Annotated in this window: 17 protein-coding genes; 7 read left to right on the forward strand and 10 right to left on the reverse strand. The window is 60.2% G+C overall.

Features of this window, described 5'->3' with window-relative positions; translation table 11 throughout:
- Positions 1–508: 508 nt before the first annotated feature.
- Together pdxH and norR are read right to left on the reverse strand one after the other, a co-directional pair.
- On the reverse strand, positions 509–1,156 hold the full coding sequence (pdxH, locus tag J4E42_RS13125) for a pyridoxamine 5'-phosphate oxidase (RefSeq protein ID WP_008043454.1): 648 nt from the start codon (positions 1,154–1,156) through the stop codon (positions 509–511).
- Positions 1,157–1,234: 78 nt separating this feature from the next.
- The gene (norR, locus tag J4E42_RS13130) at positions 1,235–2,764 is read right to left on the reverse strand and encodes a nitric oxide reductase transcriptional regulator NorR (protein WP_008029644.1); all 1,530 of its coding nucleotides are present in this window, start codon (positions 2,762–2,764) and stop codon (positions 1,235–1,237) included.
- Between the two features lie 155 nt (positions 2,765–2,919).
- Between norR and ytfE the strand changes: the two genes are divergently transcribed.
- A complete protein-coding gene (gene ytfE, locus J4E42_RS13135; RefSeq protein ID WP_207285396.1) occupies positions 2,920–3,594 on the forward strand; it encodes an iron-sulfur cluster repair protein YtfE in 675 nt (224 codons plus the stop codon).
- Positions 3,595–3,702: 108 nt separating this feature from the next.
- Here the strand turns inward: ytfE and J4E42_RS13140 are convergent, their stop codons facing one another.
- Both J4E42_RS13140 and J4E42_RS13145 read right to left on the reverse strand, forming a co-directional pair.
- Positions 3,703–4,140: a CopD family copper resistance protein gene (locus J4E42_RS13140; RefSeq protein ID WP_008029649.1), complete on the reverse strand. Its 438-nt coding sequence runs from the start codon at positions 4,138–4,140 to the stop codon at positions 3,703–3,705.
- 28 nt (positions 4,141–4,168) lie between these two features.
- Positions 4,169–5,359, reverse strand: coding sequence for an NnrS family protein (locus J4E42_RS13145; RefSeq protein WP_207285397.1), 1,191 nt, complete (start codon positions 5,357–5,359; stop codon positions 4,169–4,171).
- Between the two features lie 471 nt (positions 5,360–5,830).
- Here J4E42_RS13145 and J4E42_RS13150 point away from each other — a divergent pair, with 471 nt between their 5' ends.
- Entirely contained in the window at positions 5,831–6,514 is a 684-nt protein-coding gene (locus J4E42_RS13150; protein ID WP_008029654.1) for a Crp/Fnr family transcriptional regulator, read from the forward strand.
- A 5-nt stretch (positions 6,515–6,519) separates the two neighbouring features.
- Positions 6,520–6,702: a protein DnrP gene (locus J4E42_RS13155; RefSeq protein WP_207285468.1), complete on the forward strand. Its 183-nt coding sequence runs from the start codon at positions 6,520–6,522 to the stop codon at positions 6,700–6,702.
- Between the two features lie 8 nt (positions 6,703–6,710).
- Here J4E42_RS13155 and J4E42_RS13160 read toward each other — a convergent pair whose 3' ends face one another.
- The 5 genes from J4E42_RS13160 to J4E42_RS13180 all read right to left on the reverse strand — a co-directional run bounded on the left by J4E42_RS13160 (position 6,711) and on the right by J4E42_RS13180 (position 13,585).
- Entirely contained in the window at positions 6,711–8,552 is a 1,842-nt protein-coding gene (locus J4E42_RS13160) for a nitric oxide reductase activation protein NorD (RefSeq protein ID WP_008043465.1), read from the reverse strand.
- A gap of 78 nt (positions 8,553–8,630) precedes the next feature.
- Complete coding sequence (locus J4E42_RS13165) at positions 8,631–10,058, reverse strand: cbb3-type cytochrome c oxidase subunit I (RefSeq protein ID WP_008029660.1); 1,428 nt, start codon at positions 10,056–10,058, stop codon at positions 8,631–8,633.
- Between the two features lie 3 nt (positions 10,059–10,061).
- Positions 10,062–10,502 carry a cytochrome c gene (locus J4E42_RS13170; protein ID WP_008029662.1) on the reverse strand — a complete coding sequence of 147 codons (441 nt, stop codon included), beginning with the start codon at positions 10,500–10,502 and terminating at the stop codon, positions 10,062–10,064.
- Between the two features lie 1,276 nt (positions 10,503–11,778).
- On the reverse strand, positions 11,779–12,606 hold the full coding sequence (gene cheR, locus J4E42_RS13175) for a protein-glutamate O-methyltransferase CheR (RefSeq protein ID WP_192227950.1): 828 nt from the start codon (positions 12,604–12,606) through the stop codon (positions 11,779–11,781).
- 46 nt (positions 12,607–12,652) lie between these two features.
- The gene (locus J4E42_RS13180; RefSeq protein ID WP_207285398.1) at positions 12,653–13,585 is read right to left on the reverse strand and encodes a chemotaxis protein CheV; all 933 of its coding nucleotides are present in this window, start codon (positions 13,583–13,585) and stop codon (positions 12,653–12,655) included.
- An 81-nt stretch (positions 13,586–13,666) separates the two neighbouring features.
- Here J4E42_RS13180 and flgA point away from each other — a divergent pair, with 81 nt between their 5' ends.
- The 4 genes from flgA to J4E42_RS13200 all read left to right on the forward strand — a co-directional run bounded on the left by flgA (position 13,667) and on the right by J4E42_RS13200 (position 16,277).
- Positions 13,667–14,428, forward strand: coding sequence for a flagellar basal body P-ring formation chaperone FlgA (gene flgA / locus J4E42_RS13185; protein ID WP_207285399.1), 762 nt, complete (start codon positions 13,667–13,669; stop codon positions 14,426–14,428).
- A 167-nt stretch (positions 14,429–14,595) separates the two neighbouring features.
- Complete coding sequence (flgM, locus tag J4E42_RS13190) at positions 14,596–14,922, forward strand: flagellar biosynthesis anti-sigma factor FlgM (RefSeq protein ID WP_008033053.1); 327 nt, start codon at positions 14,596–14,598, stop codon at positions 14,920–14,922.
- A 48-nt stretch (positions 14,923–14,970) separates the two neighbouring features.
- Positions 14,971–15,438 carry a flagella synthesis protein FlgN gene (locus J4E42_RS13195; protein ID WP_008038443.1) on the forward strand — a complete coding sequence of 156 codons (468 nt, stop codon included), beginning with the start codon at positions 14,971–14,973 and terminating at the stop codon, positions 15,436–15,438.
- A gap of 92 nt (positions 15,439–15,530) precedes the next feature.
- Positions 15,531–16,277, forward strand: coding sequence for a flagellar brake protein (locus J4E42_RS13200; RefSeq protein WP_207285400.1), 747 nt, complete (start codon positions 15,531–15,533; stop codon positions 16,275–16,277).
- 63 nt (positions 16,278–16,340) lie between these two features.
- Here J4E42_RS13200 and J4E42_RS13205 read toward each other — a convergent pair whose 3' ends face one another.
- A complete protein-coding gene (locus tag J4E42_RS13205) occupies positions 16,341–17,711 on the reverse strand; it encodes an MFS transporter (protein ID WP_207285401.1) in 1,371 nt (456 codons plus the stop codon).
- Positions 17,712–17,775: the final 64 nt, after the last annotated feature.

Here is a 17,775-nt window from a genome sequence, read left to right on the forward strand (position 1 = left end):
ATACGTGCCCCCTGTAGGAGCCGGCTTGCCGGCGAAAACCGTCGGGACAACGCGTTCATTCAGACGGCCCGCGTTATCGTTGACGTCCATCGCCAGCAAGCCGGCTCCTACAGGGGAGCGGTGTACATGTCCGGAAAGAGTGAATACAGCAAAGAAGGAGAACGCGGACAGCTGAGAGCCAGGTCGGCTTTCAGGCCGCCTCGGCGGCTGTGGCGGTAGTCGCCCCCTCGAGAGGCCGAGTGGAGGTTCTGCGCAGTGGGCACCGCGGCAGGGATGCTGCGGTAGCCGCCCCCGGCCATGGATGGCCGATGGCGGCGGGCCCACGGAGCAGGACCGGAGCGAGGGCATGCCGAGCATTAGCGAGCCACCGAACGAAAGGGGCAAGAGCCCTTTGGTTACTTTGGGGCTTTTCCAAAGTGACTCGCCGTAAGGGCGAAACCAATAGCCGCCATCACCGAAGAAACGGATATACACACCAACAAACCCACCCCACCATTTCCCATCAGACTCAAGGCGCCAAACGGCTCCGTTTCCAGACACCCTCATGCAAGCGATAGTCAATACGGTCATGCAACCGGTCCGCACGCCCCTGCCAAAACTCCAGGCGCTCAGGATGCAGACAATAGCCGCCCCATTGCTCAGGTCGCGACACAGTCTGCCCGACGAAGCGTTTGATCGTGTCAGCCAACAGCAATTCAAGCGCTGCCCTACTCGCCAGCGGACGGCTTTGCGGCGAAGCCCAGGCACCGAGACGACTGGCCATGGACCGGGAATCAAAGTACTCATCCGACAGCGCCGGATCCAGCCTCGAGACGCGACCTTCGATACGCACCTGCCGCTCCAGCCCCGGCCAGAAAAACGTCATGGCGGCATAAGGATTGGCGGCCAGTTGCTGACCCTTGTCACTCTGGTAATGACCGAAGAACGTAAACCCTTCCTCGCTCAAACCCTTGAGCAACAGGACACGACAGTGCGGCCGCCCATCGCTGTCGACCGTCGCCAGCATCATGCTATTGGCTTCGACAGGCGCGCTCTCGGTGTCGCGGGCCAGTTGCAGCCATTGGCGAAACATCACCAAAGGGTCATCCAGCGCATGCTCGTCCTGCAAACCATACAGGGTGTAGTTGCGGCGCATTTGGGCCAGGGAAAGCGGCATGACAGTGATCTCCGGAAGGTTTTGCTCAGTGTGCGAGGCACTGCACCAACCGACCTTGACCGCCATCAACAGTGTCGATTACTTGAGCCGCAGACGCCGCGCCAGTTTGTGCAAATTGCTCGGATCGACTTCCAGAATCCGCGCCGCGCTGGCCCAGTTTTCCCCGGACAGGCTCAGGGCCTGGAGAATTTTCTTGCGTTGATAATCGTCGACGGCTTCACCCAGCGGCTGGAATGGCAGATCAGCCGGAGCGGCGTCGGACGGCTCAGAAACAACCTGCGGTGCGTTCGGAGCACTGTCGAGATCAAGAATCTCGGGCTCCAGCGTCATGATCAACGCACGACTGCTGCCGCGACTGAGCTGCTTCAAGGCGGCACGACTGATCACATGCTCCAGCTCGCGCACGTTGCCCGGCCAGGTATACGCCAGCAACGCGCGTTCCGCCGCCGGAGACAGACGCAAGCCACGCAGGCCGAGCCGCGCCCGATTGAGTTCAAGGAAATGCCCGGCCAGCATCAACACGTCATTGCCGCGTTCGCGCAACGACGGGATCGGCACCGGGTACACCGAGAGCCGGTGATACAGATCAGCCCGAAACAGGCCATCGCGAATGCTGTCCGGCAAGTGCCGATTGGTGGCGGCGATGATGCGCACATCGACATGCAGCGGCTTGTCCGCGCCCAGGCGCTGGATCTCGCCGTTCTGCAAGGTGCGCAGCAATTTCGCCTGCACACTCAATGGCAACTCACCGACTTCATCGAGGAACAGCGTGCCACCGTTGGCCGCATCGAAGCGCCCGGCACGGTCACCCGTGGCACCGGAGAAGGCGCCTTTGACGTGTCCGAACAATTCACTTTCCGCCAACGACTCGGGCAAGGCCGCGCAGTTGACCTGAATCAGCGGCTTGTGGCTACGCCGCGACAGACGATGCAAGCGCCGGGCGAACAGTTCTTTGCCAACGCCGGTTTCGCCCAGCAGCAACACCGGCAGATCGGAATCGGCCAACACGTCCAGCTCATTGAGTAGCTGATGCAACACCTCACTCTGCCCGAGGATCTCGCCCTCCTCGACCGGCATTCGCAAATCCTGAGGATCGCTGCGAGACAGGCGCAAGCTGCGGTTTTCCTGTTCCAGGCGAGTGACCCGCACGGCTGCTTCGATCTGCAAGGTGCAGCGCTTGAGCTCCTCCCGTGCGCGGCTGTCGAAGGTTCCAGCGTGCAACGCATCAAGGGTGATCGCGCCCCAGATCCGACCCTCGACATACAGGCTCACGCCCATGCAGTCATGCACCGGCAGCGGTTCGCCGATGTGGTTGTCGAGCAATCCGTCGTAAGGATCCGGCAGGCGACTGTCGGGCTCGAACCAGACGGGTTCGCGCGAGGCCATGATCGCCGCCAGCCGGGGATGCTGGGCAATGACGAACCGGCGCCCCAACGCTTCATGCACCAGCCCCACCGTCGCCACGGGCCTGAGGCTGTCGTCATCCAGACGCAATAAACCCACCGCGCCACTGTTGAAGTATTGGCGCAGGGTCTGGACCAGTCGTTGCAACCGTACGGCATTGGGCAACTCGACAATCAGGTCGGCCGCCAGGCTTTCACGCAGCATGGTTTTAATTACCCTCTATGGTGGGATTCACCCTAATGCGTCAGGGTGCGCATCACCACAACTAAAAATAAATTCATATTTATCAATCAGTTAAATATGGCACGCCGGATGCAACAAGCCAGGGGAACCGTTGAAACCCAAGCAAGGAACCCCTGATGAGCCAGACCCTACTGGAACAAAGCCTCGGCCAACTGGCCTGCGACATTCCCGGCGCCACCCGAATCTTTCACAACTTCAAACTGGACTTCTGTTGCGGCGGGCATAAAAGCCTGCGGGAAGCGGCCCTTGGCAAAGACCTCGATCCGCTGCTGATTGCCGATGCCCTGGAAACCCTGCAAGACACCGGCGAAACCCAGCACGACTGGCGCACCGAAACGTCCGAGGTGTTGATTGCCCACCTCCTGACGCGCTACCACGCCCGCCACCGCGAGCAACTGCCGGAACTGATCCGCCTGGCCCGACGCGTCGAGCAAGTGCACGGGGCGCGCAGCACCTGCCCCAACGGCCTGGCCGATCTGCTGAGCGACATGCAGCAAGAACTCGAAGGCCACATGCTCAAGGAAGAACAAGTGCTCTTCCCGATGCTGCAACAGGGCATCGGCCCGCAGGCCGCACCGCCGATCCAGGTGTTGCGTTTCGAACATGATCAACATGGCGAAGCGCTGGAACAGATGCTCGCCCTGACCCACCACATCACCCCGCCGGCGGATGCCTGCAACACCTGGCGCGCACTCTATCGCGGGTTGCTGGAATTCAAGGACGACCTGATGCAACACATTCACCTGGAAAACAACGTGCTGTTCATCAACGCCCTGAACCCACACCACTGATCACACTTTTCGCGAGCAGGCTCGCTCCCACAGGGATCAACATTCCCCTGTGGGAGCGGGCTTGCTCGCGAATGGCGCCACCTCAGAACTACCGGTTTTACAGCGCCATCAGCCGTGCCAATAGAACATTGCCTTGGCCAGGATCACGATCAACACCATGTGCCCGAGGATGCTACGGCGAATCCAGGTCGCGCGGGTCGTGGACAGCCGCGCGCTTTTCAACCAATACGCCAGCAGCAGGTAATGGCCGATGATGCTCAGGGCCAGGATGATTTTCAGGCTCAGCAAGGTGCCAAAACTGCTGGCCAGCGGCTGGCTCAAAACACCGCGGTGTTGCCAGGCGAGCGCGATGCCGGCGCCATACAACAGCAACACCACACCGTGCAGCACCTTGCGCGAGCGCACGGCAATCGCCTGATCCGCCGTTGCTCGCGCCGCTTCTGCCAGCGGCTGGCGGGCGCGGTGCCAGATCACCACTTCGAAAAACAGCGTGCCGATGAAGGCGATGGCTGCCAGCAAATGCGTAATCAACAAAAAGGGATACATCATCGCCCGCCTCCATTCTTTGGCCTGCTCATCCCGGATGACCGTCGACCCGGGCCCGCAGCAGCATCGGCCCATAACGCCAGGCGTACAGCGCAAACGCCAGCGTCCAGCACAGACCGGCCAGCCACAACGCCGGCAAAGGGAAAAACACAATCAACACGACCCGACTCAGACACGCCAGGTTGAGCAAAATGAACGCCAAGGTCATGCCCGACGGTGGCTCCAGCGCACGGCCGGTATGCCCGAGCGTTACCCGCGCGATCATCGCCAGCACCAGACCGCCCATGGCGCCGATTGTCAGGCAATGCACTGCCAGGCTCGGGTTCAGCGGTACGCCGAAATGCCACAGCGCCATGCCGAGACAAGCCACCGCCAGCCAGCCGTAAGCCAGGTGCAGCGACCACAACAACGGCACGCGCCACAGGCCGCGATCTTGCCAGCGCACCAGGCGCACCAGATGCCCAGCCCCCAGCACCGCGAACAACAAACCCACCCAGACATTGGCGTTGAGCGCAGGGCCGACGGCATACAGCAACGCCACCAGTGGCGAGCCAATCAGCAGCAGCCAATCCAGCCATGGCCAAGGGGCGACAGCGTCAACTCGGCCGAGGCCGCGCTGGGTGAAGAACGGAATCACGCGCCCGCCGATCAACCCCATCATGGCCGCCACCAGCCAGATGCCGGTCAGCACGCCCTGACGCTGCCAGCCTTCATGACCTGCGACCAGCCCCGACACGGACAACCCGTCGGCACCGGCCAGCAACAGCAGGACCACCACAATCGGGTAGTTACGCTTTTGCCGCACCTTCCACAACGTGAAGCCCATCAACGCCGCCACAGCAAGCGGGAACGCCATTTCCAGCACCACCAGCAGCGACCACGGCGCATTGACCAGCCACGCCACGCGCGCCGCCAACCACAGCAGCGCCAGCGCGGCCAACGGTTTGCCGCTGAGGCCGGGGCGACCGGTCCAGGTCTGTACGGCCGTCAGCAGGAAGCCCGCAATAATCGTCAGCCCGAACCCGAACAGCAATTCATGCCGATGCCAGCCCAGCCAACCACCGGCCGGCTGCCATGCGGACAACGAACCGCTGAAGGCCGCCAGCCAAAGCGGGATGACCAGCACGGCCAACAGCCCACCCGCGAGGAAGAACGGCCGAAAGGCCAGACGTAACAGCGGCGCGATGGCCATCGCTTTACGGCGGTCAAGCACTTGCATAAAGCCACTCCTCTACCTTGTTGCTGACCTGGCGCCAACCAGCGCGCGAGGTAATTCCGGGTGCAATCATCGGGTATTGCCGAGCAATTGCCTTTGTCGCAGATCAAGTGTGCAAGGGCCGTGCCCCCGCTCCAGATCAACGGCTGGCGGCACTTCCTAGCTGTAACGGTAGCTGACGCAGGGTAAAAATGACCATTTGAAGGTTTTTTTTACCCTGAATGCATGGGTCTTTTTTACCCTGTCCGTCTACAACCCCAATAAACAAAGGCCTTCAGGCATGGCCCGCGTCTTGCTCAAGCCTCGGGAACTCAAAGCAAACTCGATCCCGGGAGTCCTCATGAAAAAAGTCGTCCAGCCACTGGCCTGGTTTGTGGTGTTGACCTCTGTCCTGGCGGTGGCCAGCGGCATCTCCCTGGGCCTTGTCTGATTCTTGATCGCAAGCCACCTCCTCAACCTTCAGGATGAATTCCCATGGTGCTTCATCGCGTCCATCACCAGATTCTGCGCAGTCATCACTTGTTCGAGCCGTTGAATGAAGAACAGCTGGATGAATTGATGAGTACCAGCCAACTGCTGAGCATCGACAAAGGCGAGCCGTTGTTCCGTCAGGGCGAGCCGGCCGATTCGTTCTATTTCGTGATTGCCGGGGCGGTGAAGATCTACCGCCTGACACCCGACGGGCAGGAGAAAGTATTCGAGGTGCTCAGCGATCGGCAAACCTTCGCCGAAGCGATGATGCTGATGGACACCCCCAACTATGTGGCCTCGGCCGAAGCGGTCTGCCCTACCCAGCTCTACCGGTTATCCAACAGCACCTACATGCGCTTGCTGCAGAACAACAGCCGGCTGACTTTCGCGCTGCTGGGCAAGCTCTGCGTTCGCCTGCACCAGCGGGTCAACGAAATCGAAACCCTGTCACTGAAAAACGCTACCCACCGGGTCGTGCGCTATCTGCTGACACAACTGGTGCGCCAGCAAACCATCGACAGTCAATTCGAACTGCCGATGGCCAAGCAACTGATTGCCGGGCACCTGTCGATCCAGCCGGAGACGTTCTCGCGCATCATCCGCCGCCTGATCGATGAAAAAATCATTACCCAGGACGGCCGCCAGATCGCCATTCTTGATCGTCCACGCCTGGAACAGTTCGAGTGAGCGCCATGCCCGTCTGCCTGTATTGCCAACACGTCAACCCATCAAAAGAAACCGAATGCCGCCACTGCGGCATGCCCCTGCCGGCGTTGGCCGAACGCTCTGGAGAGCGTCGGCAGCATCGGTTCATGTGGTTCTGCATCGGCCTGACGATCTTTTGCGTGGCGATGTTTTTCTGGCTGCCGCGCTGAAGCCAGGGTCAAGGCTGGGTCAACTGGCGATACAACTGCGGTAAGCGCAAAGGCAGTTGTTCGGGCTGGCGGATCAAGGTGTAGCCATTGGCGCCGAACATGTACGGCAAGTAATCCCCGGCCTCGCGATCAATCGTGATGCAGAACGGCGTCAACCCCTGGCGCCGCGCCTCCCGCACCGCCTCGCGGGTGTCTTCGACACCGTAGCGGCCCTCATACAAATCCAGATCATTCGGTTTGCCGTCGGTCAGCAGCAGCAACAATTTGCTGCGGCGTTTGCTGGTGCCCAGCAGTTTGGTGGCCTGGCGAATGGCGGCGCCCATGCGTGTGTAATAACCCGGCTTGAGCCCCTGGATGCGACCTCGGGTGTTGTCGTCATAACGCTGGGTGAACGACTTGAGTTCCTGCATGCGCACTTGCTGGCGACGCAATGAGGAAAACCCGTACAGGGCAAAATCATCACCCAGCACCGACAGGGTTTCGCCGAACAGCAGCAGGCTGTCGCGAATAACATCGATGACACGATGTTCATCGTTGAGATGGGCGTCGGTGGACATCGACACATCGGCCAGCAACAGGCACGCGAGGTCGCGGCGGGTCTGGCGTTGTTCCATGAACAAACCCCGCTCGGCGCACTCGCCATGCTCGCGTTCAACGTGAAAATCCAGCCAGGCCTGCATGTCCAGTTCAGAACCCTGGGGTTGCTGACGTAACCACTGGCGGTCGTTGCGCAGGTGTTCGAACTGGCGGCGCAAACGTCGCGCCGAAGCCTTGAGTCGTGGCGGCAACGGCTGCGCTTCACAGTCGCGCGGCACCATCATTTGCAGATTGACGAAGCTGTCCTGCATCCGCTGCTTGCGATAGTCCCACTCCGGCAACTTGATGCCCTCGCCCAAGGGAATATCGTCGACATCGGCCGGCGGCAGGTCCAGGTGCAGCTTGAGGCCACCGCCCTTGCGCAGACGGGTGCGTGACAGCGTCAGTTCGTCCAGGTCATCGGCGACCCGGGCGGCGTCCGGGTCTTCGCTGTCGTCTGACCAGCGATCCAGATCCACGTGTTCGGTCCAACTGAACAGGTTCTCCAGGCGCACCACCAACAGCCCGCCATCACGGGTGCTTTCATCGATCCGCGTGGCGCGTTTGCGTCCGCTTTTCTGTTCACCGGGTGGCGTGGTCAACGATTCTTCGGATTCATCGCCCAGATCGGCTGCCTGCGCACTGCCGAAATTTTGCGGCGGGTACAACCACAATGGCAGCGGCCAGGCTGCACGTTCGCTACGAGGAAAATGCTCGACACTGCCCGGCTCACGCAACGCCTGGCATAACGCCCGCTCCAGCGCCGCTTCGCTGCGGTTCAACGAGGCCGGATCCGGGCGCAATTGCAGATGAGCATCGACCAGGCGTTGATAGCGGACGCGCAACGCGGGGAAGCGCTGCAACAGCTGTTGCGTCCAGCGCTGATTGTCCCGCCCCCAGTGACGCATCGGCCCGGCCTGCGCCGCCAGCAGCGCGAGCCAACGATAGAGTTCTTCGTTCAGAGCGACGTCAGGAAACACCGCCAGGCTCGACGGCAGCCGTAGATTTGCGTCGTCGCACCACGCCAACGGCACTTGTTTGCAGGTGCCGGCGATCTGCTGCAACACGTTGCGCCGCAGCAGCAGATCGCGGTCGCTGGCGGCTTCGACGCCGACACCGTTGGCACCGCCCATGGCGCGAAACAACAGCGCCAGCGGGCGTTGCTGGCTGATCAGCTCAACGCGTGCCTCAGGGAAATCCGCACTGGCGCGTCGGGTGATGAAACGGTGCCAGACACTGCCGACCCACTCTTCCAGTTCAACGGTAAAGGCCATGGTAGTTGCCCTTTTTTCAAAGCAAAAAAACGGCCCGCTGTCTCAGCCGGGCCGACCTTTTCTAGCCGTTATGCAGGCTCATGACGGAACCACGGCAGCCGGGGCGCGCAAAGCGGCGCGGCCACGTTGCTTGAAGCTGAACAAGTAGCAGAGCAACCCGGCGAAGAACCCCACACCGGAACCCAGGCGGGCCCAGAACAGCACTTGCAAATGTTCGACCGTGGACATGAAGGGCAACGCGATTCCGTCGGCCTGCCAGCGTTGCAGGTAGACCTGCACGACACCGGCAGCGGTGAGGAACAACGTGATCATCACCATCGACAGGGTCATCAACCAGAAGCCCCAGATCTCCAGCGTCTGCGAACGCTCGTCGCCGGCTTCACCCAAGCCGCGCAAGCGTGGCATGGCGTAGCTGATCAAGGTCATCACGATCATCGCGTAAGCGCCGTAGAAGGCCAGGTGACCGTGAGCCGCCGTCAGTTGCGAACCGTGGGTGTAGAAGTTGACCGGGGCCAACGTGTGCAGAAAACCCCAGACGCCCGCACCGAAGAACGCCGTGACCGTGGTGCCCTTGGCCCACAGCGTGGCCGCACGATTCGGGTGTTGCCGACGACGGTTTTTCACCATGCTGAACGCGAAGATCACCATGGCCAGGAACGGCAGCGGTTCCATGGCGGAAAAGATCGAGCCGACCCACAACCAGACCTCGGGCGCACCGATCCAGAAGAAGTGGTGACCGGTGCCGATGATCCCGGTAATCAGCGCCATGGCGATGATCACGTACAGCCATTTTTCCACGACTTCCCGGTCTACCCCGGTGATCTTGATCAGCACGAAGGCGAGCATCGAACCCATTATCAATTCCCACACGCCTTCCACCCAAAGATGCACCACCCACCACCAGTAAAACTTGTCACGGGCGAGGTTGCCGGGGTTGTAGAAGGAGAACAGGAAGAACACTGCGAGCCCGATCAACCCGGTCATCATCACCATGCTGACGGTGGTCTTGCGACCTTTGAGCAGGGTCATGCCGATGTTGTAGAGGAAGCCCAGGCACACCACCACGATGCCCATCTTGGTGATGGTCGGCTGCTCGAGGAACTCCCGGCCCATGGTCGGCAGCAACTCGTTGTGGGTCAGCCTGGCCAAGCCCGCATAAGGCACCAGCAGGTAGCCCAGGATTGTCAGCACACCGGCGGCGGCGAACACCCAGAACAGGAGGATCGCCAGTTTCGGGCTGTGCAGCTCTCGGTCGGCTTCTTCCGGGATCAGGTAGTAGGCCGCGCCCATGAAGCCGAACAGCAGCCAGACAATCAGCAGGTTGGTGTGCACCATCCGCGCCACGTTGAACGGAATGATCGGGAACAGAAAGTCTCCGATCACGTATTGCAGGCCCATGATCAAACCGAACAGCACCTGACCGAGGAACAGGATCAGGGCAAACACGAAGTACGGTTTGGCCACGGCTTGCGAGGCGAATTTCAGATGTGGATTGGCAATGCTCATTGCTCAGCCCTCCTTGTTTGGCGGCCAGCCATTGGTGTTGATGTTCGAGCTCCATTTGAGGAACTCGGCGATGTCATCCACCTCCTGGTCACTCAATTTGAACTGAGGCATCGCGCGCCGGCCCGGTACGCCCAGCGGCTGCATTTTCATCCAGGCATGCAGGAAAGGTTTGAAGCCCTGCTCCCCGCCGCGCCGCTGAAAGACGTTGCCCAGCTCAGGCGCAAAGTAGGCGCCCTCGCCCAGCAGCGTGTGGCAGCCGATGCAGTTGTTTTGCTCCCAGACTGTCTTGCCGCGAATCACTGATTCGGTTAATTGCGCTTCGTTACTGCGCACCGGGAAGGTCTGTTCCGTGTGGTAGGTCAAGGCCAGGAATACCAGGAAGAAGAAGATGCTTCCCCCGAAGTAGATGTTCCTGGCCATGCCTTTGGTGAAGGTCTCTGACATGGTCGCTTCCTCTTTGCTTGGCCCGTCCATGATAGGAAGCGAAGGGTTGAAACCTGCTTGATGGCGATCAAGAAACTCCGATGGTTTTGCTCGGGTATTGCCGACACCGCAGATCGAATGTCGGAGCGTTTTTGTGTCAGGCCGTTTGTTTTTTTTGAGGGGGGGTACATATCCGTTTTTGTGGTGTTGGCTGCTATGGGTTTCGCCCTTACGGCGAGTCACTTTGGAAAAGCCCCAAAGTAACCAAAGGGCTCTTGCCCCTTTCGTTCGGTGCCTCGCTAAGGCTCGGCATACCCTCGCTCCGGTCCTGCTCCGTGGGCCCGCCGCCATCGGCCATCCATGGCCGGGGGCGGCTAACCCGGCATCCATGCCGGGTTGCCCACTGCGCAGAACCTCCACTCGGCCTCTCGAGGGGGCGACCACCGCCACAGCCGCCGAGGCGGCCTGAAAGCCGACCTGGCTCTCAGTCGTGCGCGCTCTCCTTCTCTGCTGCGCTCACTCGTTCCGGACTTGAACACCGACCCCCTGTAGGAGCCGGCTTGCTGGCGATGGCGTCCTTTCAGGCGATACATGTATCGCCGACCCACCGCTATCGTCGGAACGCCGCCCGCAGCAAGCCGGCTCCTACAATGGATTGGGTTCACACGATTCAAAACTGTAGGAGCTGGCTTGCCAGCGATGGAGGTCAACGATAACGCGGGCTATCTGAATGAACGCGTTGCCCCGACGATTGTCGCCGGCAAGCCGGCTCCTACAGGGGATTGGGTTCACACGATTCAAAACTGTAGGAGCTGGCTTGCCAGCGATGGAGGTCAACGATAACGCGGGCTGTCTGAATGAACGCGGTGTCTAGACGACTTTCGCCGGCAAGCCGGCTCCTACAGGGAACCCCATACGCTTTTGATTTCCACCACTCATCAGGCCGAGCGTTAGCTCGCCTTCAGCTTTTGATCTGAGCGCCCCCTCGAGAGGCCGAGTGGAGGTTCTGCGTAGTGGGCAACCCGGCATGGATGCCGGGTTAGCCGCCCCCGGCCATGGATGGCCGATGGCGGCGGGCCCACGGAGCAGGACCGGAGCGAGGGCATGGCGAGCATTAGCGAGCCACCGAACGAAAGGGGCAAGAGCCCTTGGTTACTTGGGGCTTTTCCAAGTGACTCGCCGTAAGGGCGAAACCGCCAGCCGCCATAACCCCAGAAACGGATATACACACCAACACAGCAGACAAAAAAAACGGGAGCCCCCAAGGACTCCCGTCGTTCAAGCCACCGCCAACCCATCACTTAGCCTGGTAAATGATCCCCGGGCTGCACTGAACCATCTGGTAATGATCCGGCAACCCGTTCAGCGCTTCAGACGCGCCAAGGAACAGATAACCGCCAGGCTTCAACGTGCTGTGGATGCGCAACAGGATGTCTTTCTTCACCTCGGCGGAGAAATAGATCAGCACATTGCGGCAGAACACGATGTCGAACTTGCCGAGGCTCGCGTAGCTGTCCAGCAGGTTGAACGAGCGAAACTCCACCCGACTCTTGATCGGCGCCTTGATGGCCCAGCGCCCCGGCCCTTTCGGGTCGAAATAACGTTGAAGACGCTCGGGCGACAACCCGCGGCCGATGGCCAGGCTGTCGTACTCGCCAGTCTTGCAGTTGGTCAGCATGGTGCCGGACAGGTCAGTGGCAACGATCTGCACACCCATCTTCAACTGGCCCATATTGACCCGCTCGAACTCGTCGATGGACATCGACAGCGAATACGGTTCCTGACCCGACGAGCAGGCCGCCGACCAGATTCGCAATCGTTGCCCCGGAGCCGCCTTGATCGCTTCGGGCAGTACCTTGTTCTTCAAGACTTCAAACGGATAGGTGTCACGAAACCACAGGGTTTCGTTGGTCGTCATGGCATCGACCACCAACTCACGCAAACCGCTGCGCGGCTGGGTCTGGATGCGCTGAACCAGCTCACCCAGGGACTTGATGCCTTGCTGTTCCATCAGTTTGTTGAGACGGCTCGAGACCAGGTACTGCTTGTTTTCACCGAGCAAAATGCCACAGGCTTTTTCCAGGAAGACCCGGAACTGTTCGAAATCCAAATTACCCGTAGACAAAGATGCCGCCTCTTAAATCGTGTTAATCACCAGGGGCAAAAGGCCCCTAGCTGATGTCTGCTGCTTTGATCCGGTCAACTACCCGGGATGCCAGGTCATCAGGACGGAATTTGGCCAGGAAGTCATCGGCACCGACTTTCTTGACCATCGCCTGATTGAACACACCCGACAACGAAGTATGCAGGATGATATGAAGCTTTTGCATGCGAGGGTCGTTGCGGATCTCGGCCGTCAGGGTGTACCCGTCCATCTCCGGCATCTCGATGTCGGAGATCATCATCAGGAACTCTTCTTCCGGCTTCTTACCCTCGTCGGCCAGTTTGCGCAGGTATTCCAGCGCTTGCCGTCCGTCGTTCAACGCCACCACTTCGACACCGACCGATTGCAGGCAGCGCGTGACCTGCTTGCGCGCCACCGACGAGTCATCGACCGTCAGCACCCGCAGCGACAGCGCCTTGTGCTGGGTCTCGACATCGACCACGCCGACGGAAATCGCTTCCGGTGTCGGCGCCACTTCCGCCAGGATCTTCTCGACGTCGATGATTTCGACTAACTGATTGTCGACCCGAGTCACAGCCGTCAGGTAATGATCGCGTCCGGTGCCCTTGGGAGGCGGATGAATCTCCTCCCAGTTCATGTTGACGATGCGTTCCACCGAGCGCACCAGGAAACCCTGGGTCTTGGTGTTGTACTCCGTGATGATTACGAACGGATTGCTTTGATCTTTTAGCGCCCCGGAACCGGTCGCCATTGCCAGATCAAGGATCGGAATGGTCGCCCCCCGGATATTTGCCACACCGCACACGACAGGACTGGACTTGGGCATCAGGGTCAGCTTGGGGCATTGCAGCACCTCGCGAACCTTGAACACGTTGATCCCGTACAGCTGCTGGCCGTCGAGACGGAACAACAACAGCTCCAGGCGATTCTGCCCTACCAGTTGCGTGCGCTGGTTTACCGAATCCATTACACCAGCCATGCCCAGACTCCTACACCAACGCTAAGTGTGTTGCGACGCACATTCATCACTAAACGGCACGGCGCTTGCTTTTTAACTTTTATGAACACAGAACCGACATTTTTCCGACGCCTGACATCACCTATCCGCAGATTGCTCTGTGCAGTGTCGGCCGTTTGCCTGTTCAACGCTGGCAGCCCTGCCTTTGCTGACGCAGTTACCTTGCCTGACATGCTTATCGGCGTCACCCAGGGCTTTCTTGAATTCACCGTAGAAGACTATCTGGCTACCAGTCAAACGGAAGGTCGCTACGAAATCCAGGTCAACCAGCTCGACCAGCGACTGCGCATGCCCATGTGCGACAAGGAATTGACAGCCAGCCTCGAGAGTCCGGCCAAGCCGCTGGGCCGGGTCACGGTCAAGGTTCGCTGCGAGGGGGCATCACCCTGGACAGTCTTCGTACCCGCTCAAGTCCGCCTGTTTCGCGACGTTGTGACCGTCACCCGACCCCTGCGTCGCGCAGGGATTGTCGAGCCCGATGACGTGACGCTGCGCGAGCGTGACATCAGCCTGATCGGCCAGGGCTACTTCACATCCGTAGACCAGGCGATCGGCCAGCGACTTACCCGACCAATGGTCACCGACCAGGTGATTACCCTGGTTCATCTCGAACAGGCGGAAGTCATTAGCAAAGGCGATCAGGTGGTGATTACCGCCCGCAGTGGTACGCTCAGCGTGCGAATGCCCGGCGAGGCCCTGTCCAACGGCGGCATGGCCGAGCAGATACGGGTGAAAAACCTCAATTCCAAACGGGTCATCAAGGCGCAGGTTACCGCGCCAGGTCAGGTGGAAGTGTCCATGTAGGATTCTCTGTTCGTGAAGATGTGGCGTTGCCCGAGGCTGTTCCCTAAACTGTGCCGCATGCAGGAGAAGTGCTGGCGCATGCGGGCCCATTTGATAAATGGGTCTAAAGTTTTCACAGGGAGAGCCGAAAACATGGCAAGCGTCCAAATACTCAGAGGTTTTTTACCATGGTCATCGATTTCAGCCGTTTGAACAGCTCCTCGCCACTTACGGGCAGTACACGTACCAGCGTTGCCAAGGAAACTGCCGATGCCGGCAAATCCGCGCCGCTGAATACCCCGGCCGAACAGGCCACTGCCATCAAAAGCGGGGAATCGGTACACCTCAGCAATGAGGCTCAACAGTTGCAACAGGTCACTGACAAGCTGCGCGATCAGCCTGCCGTCGACAACGCCCGTGTGGCCGAGTTGAAAGCAGCGATTGCCGATGGCAGCTATAAAGTCGACAGCAGCCGTGTAGCCAGCAAACTGCTCAACTTCGAAGCCCAGCGCTAGGCTACGGCCCGCGCCAGGCTTTTGGACGCTTAAAACCCAAGGCCAGCCATGCAAGACACTAATTTACTGCAACTGATCACCGACGACTTTGCTCCAGCGCAACACTTGCTTGAGTTACTGCAAACCGAGTCCCTCGCCTTGCACGGTCGGGACATGCCACTGCTCGAAGAGATTCTGGCGCAGAAACAGGCATTGATCATTCTGCTTGAACAGCATGGCCGCAAGCGCAGCGAAATCCTCGCCAGCCTCAACCTGCCGACCAATCGCAACGGCCTGGAGCAACTCGCCAGCCATTCGAGCATTGGCGAGCAGTTGCTGGCCCAGAGCGATGTGCTGACCGATCTACTGGCTCAATGCCAGGCGGCGAACGCCAATAATGGCCAGTCCATCCTGGTCCAGCAGGCCGCCACGGCCAATCAGCTGAAAATCCTGACCGGCGGTGAACCGCCAGCGCTTTATGACGCCCGCGGATCAACCGCCAAGCTTGCGAAGCCGCGCCCGCTCAGTCAGGCTTGAGCCCGCAAATGACCGCGCCCTATCAAGACTCGCAACATGCTGGCAATATACTGGCCAGCCGTAGTCATATTTTGTCTGGAGATTGATGAACCGTGTCCAATGCCTTAACCGCGGAAGATGCCCCGCAGCCACCCAAGGTGCTTACCACACCGTTGGAAATCTCCGGCAACCTGCGCCAACTGCAAGAAAGCCATGACCCGCTGATCATCACGTTCCATGAGCGCACCCAGCGCTTCCAGAGCTATCTGGTGGACGTGGACCGCGAGCGCGGGACCATCGCGCTCGACGAAATGATCCCGCGTGACGGCGAGCGCTTCATGCTGGCCGGCGAACCGTTCAAGGTCGAAGGCTTTCACGAAGGCGTGCGCATTGCCTGGGAAAGCAACGGTCAACTGACCATCGACGAGTCCGGTGACAGCCGCTGCTATCGTGGCCCGCTGCCGAATGAAGTGGTTTATCACCAGCGCCGCAATGCCTTCCGCGCAGCCTTGAAGCTGGCCCAACTGGTCAACGTCGATCTGGACGGTGAAAAGCTCAAGGCGCCGATCAGCGGCAAGCTGTTGGACATCTCCGCCACCGGCTGCAAGCTGCGCTTTGAAGGCGACATCACCGGCAGCCTGCAATTGGGTCAGGTCTATGACCGCTTCGCCGCCGCCCTGCCCTTTGGCAAAATGACGGCACCGGTCGAACTGCGTTACCTGCATTTCGAAGAAAGAATCTCCACCACCTTCGCCGGCATCCGCTTTCACAACATGAGCGGCCTGGTGCAGCGTCAGGTCGAGCGCTTCGTCTATCAGCTTCAGCGCGAAGCACGACGTTTCGACAAAGACGACCTGTAATTCAAGCACCCATAAAAAACGGGCAGTCCCTTGCGGTGACTGCCCGTTTTTTTATGCCCAGGTTTAAGGCCTGGCCTCGGTGAAGCTTTGCTCGCGGCCCGTGTCAGGGTCCTCCGGAGGTGGAGTGGTGGGTGTCTCGGCCTCCGACTCAGGAGCCGGATCAGGATTGGCCGGGCCCTGCATCTGGTCCTGCACCACTTGCTCATCGACACGCGGATCAAGGCAAGCCACCAGCGGCGAACTCGACATGCTGTCCGGCATGGCGACGTGATGCAGCGGCGCGTCGTCCACCTGATGCAGGTTGGTCACCGCTTTCGGGCGGATCCGCCACACCAGCACCAACGCAAAGAAACTGAAGAAGGCGTAGAGCATCTGACTGCCGAACATCTTCATCAGTACCCCGGCGACCAACGGCCCGATACTCGCGCCGACACCGTAGGTCACCAGCAACATCGCCGTCAGTGATACCCGCCGATCAGCCTCGACGTGGTCATTGGAAAACGCGACCGCCAGCGGGTACAGGCAGAATTTCACCAGCGAGCAGATAAAACCGGTGATGAACAACACCTCCAGCGGCACCTGCTTCATGATCGCCAGCGGCAACGCAGCGAGGGCCAGCACCAGCGCAAAACAGCGGATCAACAGCGCCCGGTCATAACGGTCGGACAACCAGCCCAACGGCCACTGCACCAGCAGGCCGGCAAAAATGCAGCTACCCATGAACAGACCGACCTGCTCCGTGGACAACCCTTGCTGCGAGGCATACAGCGGCGCCAGACCGTAGAACGAACCGATGATCAGCCCCGCCCCCAGCACCGTACTCAACGACTGCGGCACACGCTTGATAAAGAAGCGCGGCTCCATCGGTGCCGGATGCAGTGGCGCCGGGTGAATCCGCCGCGTCAGGGCCACCGGCACCAGGCACAGAGCAAAGCACAGGGCGACCAGCATCAGCAGCTCCAGACCGAGGCCCGGGTGCATGACCAAAATGAGCTGCCCCAGCACCAGGCCAAGATAAGAAGCGATCATGTAACCGCTGAACACCGTGCCGCGCTGCGAGGCTTCGGCCTGCTCATTGAGCCAGCTTTCGATGACCATGTACTGGCACATCATGCCGAGACCGACGATGACCCGCAGGAATATCCACGCCGGCAGCCAGTCCACCAGACCATGGCCCAGCACCGCCGCGCCGACAATCCCGGCACAGGCCGAATAAGCCCGGATATGCCCGACCCGGGCAATCAACCGGTGACCGATCTTGCCCCCCAGCACCAGGCCGAAATAGTTGGCCGCCATCAACGCACCGACCCACAGGCTGTCGACATGGTCGGCCGCCAGGCGCAAGCCCAGGTAAGTACTCAGCAAGCCGGAGCCGATCAACATCATCAGCGAGGCGAAATACAGCGCTCGAAAGGGTTTCCAGATTTGGCGCATCGGCGTTCCGAGCGGCTCCTTGCGGTAAGAAACGGGCTATCCGAAAGATAGCCCGAAGACGAAG

This window comes from Pseudomonas sp. FW300-N2A2, from assembly GCF_017351735.1.
Taxonomy (GTDB): Bacteria; Pseudomonadota; Gammaproteobacteria; order Pseudomonadales; family Pseudomonadaceae; genus Aquipseudomonas; species Aquipseudomonas migulae.

Excerpts from the sequence above, each read along its gene's own strand:
- ytfE (WP_207285396.1), top strand. The coding sequence starts at position 2,920 with ATGAGCCAGACCCTACTGGAACAAAGCCTCGGCCAACTGGCCTGCGAC.
- flgA (WP_207285399.1), top strand. The coding sequence starts at position 13,667 with ATGAACACAGAACCGACATTTTTCCGACGCCTGACATCACCTATCCGC.
- norR (WP_008029644.1), bottom strand. The coding sequence starts at position 2,764 with ATGCTGCGTGAAAGCCTGGCGGCCGACCTGATTGTCGAGTTGCCCAAT.
- J4E42_RS13205 (WP_207285401.1), bottom strand. The coding sequence starts at position 17,711 with ATGCGCCAAATCTGGAAACCCTTTCGAGCGCTGTATTTCGCCTCGCTG.
- J4E42_RS13150 (WP_008029654.1), top strand. The coding sequence starts at position 5,831 with ATGGTGCTTCATCGCGTCCATCACCAGATTCTGCGCAGTCATCACTTG.
- J4E42_RS13170 (WP_008029662.1), bottom strand. The coding sequence starts at position 10,502 with ATGTCAGAGACCTTCACCAAAGGCATGGCCAGGAACATCTACTTCGGG.
- flgM (WP_008033053.1), top strand. The coding sequence starts at position 14,596 with ATGGTCATCGATTTCAGCCGTTTGAACAGCTCCTCGCCACTTACGGGC.
- J4E42_RS13195 (WP_008038443.1), top strand. The coding sequence starts at position 14,971 with ATGCAAGACACTAATTTACTGCAACTGATCACCGACGACTTTGCTCCA.
- J4E42_RS13145 (WP_207285397.1), bottom strand. The coding sequence starts at position 5,359 with ATGCAAGTGCTTGACCGCCGTAAAGCGATGGCCATCGCGCCGCTGTTA.
- pdxH (WP_008043454.1), bottom strand. The coding sequence starts at position 1,156 with ATGCCGCTTTCCCTGGCCCAAATGCGCCGCAACTACACCCTGTATGGT.
- J4E42_RS13160 (WP_008043465.1), bottom strand. The coding sequence starts at position 8,552 with ATGGCCTTTACCGTTGAACTGGAAGAGTGGGTCGGCAGTGTCTGGCAC.
- J4E42_RS13155 (WP_207285468.1), top strand. The coding sequence starts at position 6,520 with ATGCCCGTCTGCCTGTATTGCCAACACGTCAACCCATCAAAAGAAACC.
- J4E42_RS13165 (WP_008029660.1), bottom strand. The coding sequence starts at position 10,058 with ATGAGCATTGCCAATCCACATCTGAAATTCGCCTCGCAAGCCGTGGCC.
- J4E42_RS13180 (WP_207285398.1), bottom strand. The coding sequence starts at position 13,585 with ATGGCTGGTGTAATGGATTCGGTAAACCAGCGCACGCAACTGGTAGGG.
- J4E42_RS13140 (WP_008029649.1), bottom strand. The coding sequence starts at position 4,140 with ATGTATCCCTTTTTGTTGATTACGCATTTGCTGGCAGCCATCGCCTTC.